General features: G+C 68.7%; 7 protein-coding genes. 4 read left to right on the forward strand and 3 right to left on the reverse strand.

What is annotated here, in order from left to right:
• Positions 1 to 57: 57 nt before the first annotated feature.
• From ACT6S0_RS26460 to ACT6S0_RS26470, 3 genes are all read right to left on the reverse strand, one after another.
• Positions 58 to 366, reverse strand: a complete 309-nt coding sequence (locus ACT6S0_RS26460; protein ID WP_444766714.1) for an Mpo1-like protein — start codon at positions 364 to 366, stop codon at positions 58 to 60.
• Between the two features lie 67 nt (positions 367 to 433).
• The gene (locus ACT6S0_RS26465; RefSeq protein ID WP_444766715.1) at positions 434 to 1,231 is read right to left on the reverse strand and encodes an alpha/beta fold hydrolase; all 798 of its coding nucleotides are present in this window, start codon (positions 1,229 to 1,231) and stop codon (positions 434 to 436) included.
• Positions 1,228 to 2,532 carry an O-acetylhomoserine aminocarboxypropyltransferase gene (locus ACT6S0_RS26470; RefSeq protein ID WP_444766716.1) on the reverse strand — a complete coding sequence of 435 codons (1,305 nt, stop codon included), beginning with the start codon at positions 2,530 to 2,532 and terminating at the stop codon, positions 1,228 to 1,230. The genes ACT6S0_RS26465 and ACT6S0_RS26470 overlap by 4 nt, the downstream gene beginning before the upstream one ends.
• A gap of 73 nt (positions 2,533 to 2,605) precedes the next feature.
• On the opposite strand from ACT6S0_RS26470, the gene ACT6S0_RS26475 reads away from it, so the two are divergent.
• From ACT6S0_RS26475 to ACT6S0_RS26490, 4 genes are all read left to right on the forward strand, one after another.
• A complete protein-coding gene (locus tag ACT6S0_RS26475) occupies positions 2,606 to 3,070 on the forward strand; it encodes a CBS domain-containing protein (RefSeq protein ID WP_444766717.1) in 465 nt (154 codons plus the stop codon).
• A 70-nt stretch (positions 3,071 to 3,140) separates the two neighbouring features.
• Positions 3,141 to 4,238 carry a chorismate synthase gene (gene aroC, locus ACT6S0_RS26480; RefSeq protein WP_444766718.1) on the forward strand — a complete coding sequence of 366 codons (1,098 nt, stop codon included), beginning with the start codon at positions 3,141 to 3,143 and terminating at the stop codon, positions 4,236 to 4,238.
• A gap of 39 nt (positions 4,239 to 4,277) precedes the next feature.
• Positions 4,278 to 4,634: a hypothetical protein gene (locus ACT6S0_RS26485; RefSeq protein ID WP_444766719.1), complete on the forward strand. Its 357-nt coding sequence runs from the start codon at positions 4,278 to 4,280 to the stop codon at positions 4,632 to 4,634.
• Between the two features lie 115 nt (positions 4,635 to 4,749).
• On the forward strand, positions 4,750 to 4,958 hold a 209-nt coding region (locus ACT6S0_RS26490; protein WP_444766720.1), incomplete at its 3' end, for a hypothetical protein.

A 4,958-nucleotide genomic window follows, 5' to 3' on the forward strand; every position in this document is an offset into this window, starting at 1 on the left:
CCTTGCTCGCGGCCTTTCTGGCCACAACGCGACCCGTTGCCGTAGTGTTAACAGGCCCTAGAGCTTCACCCGCCCGCGCCAGATGTCGGCATACATGACCCAGTCGCCCATGAAGCTGTAAAGCGGGTACTTGAAGGTCGCCGGCCGGTTTTTCTCAAAGAAAAAGTGGCCGATCCACGCAAAGCCATAGCCGCAGAGCAGGCCGTTGAGCAGCCAGACCGGCTGGCCGGTGGCGAACAAGCGCCACAGACAGACCAGCACCAGGGTCGTGCCGATGAAATGCAGGCGCCGGTTCCTGCGGTCCGCATGCTCGCGCAGGTAGAAGGGATAGAAGTCGGCAAAGCGGGCGAAGCGTTCGGTGCTCATGCCCCGATTGAAGCGCGGGTCGGGCCGCAACGGCAAGGGGGCATGCCCAGGCGCTGGCGTGCCGCTGCTATCGGCCGGCCGCGAGCGCTTGCCGCAGGGCAGCGAGCATGGCATCGGGCGCCTCGGCCATGATCTCGTGGCCGGCGTGCAGGCGCTGCACCTGCGGCTTCAGCAGGCCTTCGAGGAGGGCAGTTTGCTTGGGCGAGGTCATCTGGTCCAGCGCGCCAAGGATCAGCGTGACGGGGCAGGCCAGCCGCGCTGCCGCAGCCTCGGCATTGGCATAGGCGTCGCAGAGCTTGAAGTCGTGCTCGAAGAGATTGAGTCCCGGCTGGCGCGCCTGGATGCGCCGCTTCAAGGCCGTCGAGCCGCCGCGCAACCACGCGCCCGGTCCAGGGAAGCTGGGCTTGGCGCTCGCCAGTGAATGCGAAAAGGCCGTGACCATGTCGATGGCCGCATCGGGTCGCTCGCGGGCCGTCGTCAACAGCGTCTCCGACACCTTCATCGGGTAGGCCGTGCCGACCATGACCAGCGCCGTCGCGCGCTCGGCGGCTTCCAGCGCGATCAGCGAACCCAGGCTGTGGCCGACCAGGGCCGCCTTGGCCACGCCGGCCGCGTCGAGCAGGCGATGCAGCCATTGGCCGAGCGCTTCCACGCTGGGCAGCGGCAAGCCGGCGCTGCGCCCATGCCCGGGGTGGTCCACCGCCAGCACGCCGTAGCCATGATGGGCGCACCAGCGCGCCAGCAGCGTCCACACGCTGTGGTCGTTCAGCGCGCCGTGGATGAAGACGACGCAGGGCAGGGCCGGGTCGAAAGGCTTGCCGCCGGTGTAGGCATAGGCCTCCTGGTCGTCGACGACGAGCTTCATGCGCCCGCTCCCGACTTCGCCGCCACCTTGAGCGCCCGCTTCAAGTCGTCGATCAGGTCGGCAGGGTCTTCCAGCCCGATGGACAGGCGGATGCTGCCGGGGCCGATGCCGGCGTTGCGCAGCGCCGCATCGTCCATGCGGAAGTGCGTGGTGCTGGCCGGGTGGATGACCAGGGATTTGGCGTCGCCGACATTGGCCAGATGGGAGAAGAGCTTGAGCGCCTCAATGAAGGCACGGCCCTGTTCGCGGCTGCCCTTCAGGTCGAAGGAGAACACAGCGCCGGCGCCGCGGGGCAGCAGTCGTTGCGCGAGCGCATGGTCGGGGTGGGTCGCAAGGCCCGGGTAGGCGACCTTCTCGACCAGTTCGTGCCCGAGCAGGAATTCAGCCACCGCCTGGGCATTGGCGACGTGGCGGGCCATGCGCAGCGGCAGCGTCTCCAGCCCCTGCAACATCAGCCAGGCGGTGTGCGGGCTCATGCAGGCGCCGAAGTCGCGCAGGCCCTCGCGGCGCGCGCGCAGCAAGAAGGCGCCGACGGTGCTTTCCTCGCTGAACACCATGCCGTGGAAGCCGTCATACGGCTCGCACAAGGTCGCGAACCGGCCGTGTCGGTCGTGCGCGGCCTGCCAGTCGAAGCTGCCCGCATCCACCAGCACGCCACCCACCACGGTGCCATGGCCGCACAGGAACTTGGTGGCCGAGTGGTAGACCAAGTCGGCGCCCAGTTCGGCAGGGCGCTGCAGATAGGGGGTCGCGAAAGTCGCATCGACCAGCAGAGGCAGGCCGGCCTCGTGCGCCAGTGTCGAGACCGCAGGAATGTCGAGAACGTCCAGCCCCGGGTTGCCCAGCGACTCGCCGAACAGCAGCCGCGTCTCGGGCCGGATGGCGGCACGCCAGGCGTCCAGGTCGCGCGGGTTGACGAAACTCGTCTCGATGCCGAAACGACGCAGCGTGTAGTGCAGCAGGTTGTGGCTGCCGCCATACAGCGCCGTGCTGGCGACGACATGGCCGCCGGCGCCCATCAGCGTGCAGATCGCCAGGTGCAGGGCCGCCTGGCCGCTGGCGGTGGCGATCGCGCCGATGCCGGCGTCCAGCGCCGCCATTCGTTCCTCGAACACCGCCGTCGTCGGGTTGGACAGCCGGCTGTAGACATGGCCCGAGCGCTCCATATTGAACAGCGAGGCGGCGTGCTCGCTGTTCTCGAAGACGAAGGAGGTGCTCAGGTGCAGCGGCGTGGCCCGCGCGCCGGTGCCCGGATCGGGCGCCGCGCCGGCATGCAAAGCGAGGGTGTCGAAGCCCGGCATGGGTGTTTTTCATGGGGTGGTGGCGCCGGCATTGTGTGCTATGTTGCCCATGCGTTTTGCCTCGGAGCCTCCCATGAAAGTCGTCGATATCCTGCGTGTCAAAGGTGGCACCTTGTTCACCGTCACGCCCGACGAGCCGCTGAAGGATTCCCTGGCCGTGATGGCCGAGCGAGACATCGGCTCGCTCGTGGTCATGGAGCATGGCGACCTGGTGGGCATGCTGACCTTCCGCGAGGTCATCTCGGCCGTCGTCAAGAACAACGGCGCGGTCGGCACGACCATCGTGCGCACGGTCATGGACGACGCGCCGCTGACCTGCACGCCCGAAACCGAGATCGACGAAGTGCGCCGCATGATGCTGGGCCGGCACGCGCGCTACATGCCCGTCATGAACGGCAAGACCCTGATGGGCGTGATCTCGCTTTACGACGTGGCCAAGGCCGTCGTGGACAGCCAGGACTTCGAGAACCGCATGCTCAAGGCCTATATCCGCGACTGGCCGGTGGAAGAGAACGCGGAGCCCGAGTCCAAGCTCTGAGAAGTTCGCAACCCGTGAAGGCGGCCTTGGCAGGCCGCTTTTGCATTTGGGCGCCTCCTAGAATCGCCGGATGTCAGGCAGCACCTTCGGCGAACTCTTTCGCGTCACCAACTTCGGCGAAAGCCATGGCCCGGCCATCGGCTGCATCATCGACGGCTGCCCGCCCGGCATGGCGCTCAGCGAGGCCGACATCCAGCCCGAGCTGGACCGCCGCCGCCCCGGCACCAGCCGCCATGTCACCCAGCGCAACGAGCCCGATGCGGTCGAAATCCTGTCGGGCGTGTACGAGGGCGTCACCACCGGCACGCCGATCTGCCTGCTGATCAAGAACACCGACCAGCGCAGCAAGGACTACGGCAACATCCTCGACACCTTCCGCCCCGGCCATGCCGACTACACCTACTGGCGCAAATACGGCGTGCGCGACCCGCGTGGCGGCGGGCGCGCCTCGGCCCGGCTGACGGCGCCCATGGTCGGCGCCGGTGCGGTCGCCCGTAAATGGCTGCGCGAGAAGTTCGGCACCGAGTTCCGCGGTTGCATGACACAGCTGGGCAGCATCGAGATCCCGTTCGAGGGTTGGCAGCATGTGGGCGCCAACCCCTTCTTCGCCGCCAACGCCAGCAAGATCGCCGAGTTGGAGGCCTACATGGACGCGCTGCGCAAGGCCGGTGACTCCGTCGGCGCGCGCATCCGCGTCGAGGCCACCGGTGTGCCGGTCGGCCTGGGCGAGCCGCTGTTCGACAAGCTGGACGCCGACATCGCCTATGCGCTGATGGGCATCAACGCCGTCAAGGGCGTGGAGATCGGCGCCGGTTTCGGCGTCGTCGCGCAAAACGGCACCGAGCATGGCGACGAGCTGAGCCGCGAGGGCTTTGCCAGCAACAACTCGGGCGGCATGCTGGGCGGCATCTCCACCGGCCAGGACATCGTCGCGTCCATCGCCATCAAGCCCACCAGCTCGATCCGGTCGCCCAAGGCCAGCATCGACCGCGCGCTCAACCCCACCACGGTGGAAACCTTCGGCCGCCACGACCCCTGCGTCGGCATCCGCGCCACGCCCATCGCGGAGGCCATGCTGGCCCTGGTGCTGATGGACCATGCGCTGCGGCACCGGGCGCAGTGCGGGGACGTGGTGTTGCCGGTGACCGCGATCCCGGCTCAGCGGTAGTTCGAGGGCGGCGGCCGCCGACTTGGATAAACTGCCGCCGTGATCCGTCGCGTCCTTCTCATCCTGGTATGCCTGGGCCTCGCCCTTCAGGGTGGGGCCGTGCGGGCGCTGGAGAAGGCGCCTTGCCCGATGGAGGCGGAGATGCAGACCCTGCCGACCGCAGGCGATCCGTACCCGGCCGAGCTGGCCGACTGCTGCAACGACATGCAGACCTACGCGGCGACCGGCCACTTGTGCAAGTTGGGCACCGACTGCAACACGCCGCCGGCCATGGCTCCAGCGTCCAAGCCGGGTACGGCGGGCGCTGCCGCTGCCTCCAGCGGGCCGCAGGCGGGCCTCGTTTCGGCCCTCTCGGCACCGGGCGCCACGCCCTGGCGACCTCCAGCGACGAACTGACTCGCGATTGCGCGCTTGCGGCGCGCTCGTGACCTGCCGCCTTCGGCGCCAGGCAGTCAAGTTCTCGCGTTGCCGGCGCCGATGCGCCGCGACATGTGCTCTGGAGATCGCTCTCATGTCTCATTCACCTCGTGCGCTGGTGTGCCCGCGCCCGTACTGCGGCCGCCCGTTGCCGCAGCGCTTCCTGCTGGCGGCGGCGCTGCTGGCTATCGCGGTCGGCGCGCAGGCGCAAGCGCCCGCGCGGCTGGCCGCGCCGCTGTCTGTGCACGACGCGGTACGGGCCGCCGTCGATCGTGCTGCTTCCCCCGCCGCGGCCGCCGCCAG

Source organism: Roseateles sp., from assembly GCF_052436255.1.
In the GTDB taxonomy this organism is placed as follows: domain Bacteria; phylum Pseudomonadota; class Gammaproteobacteria; order Burkholderiales; family Burkholderiaceae_C; genus Pelomonas.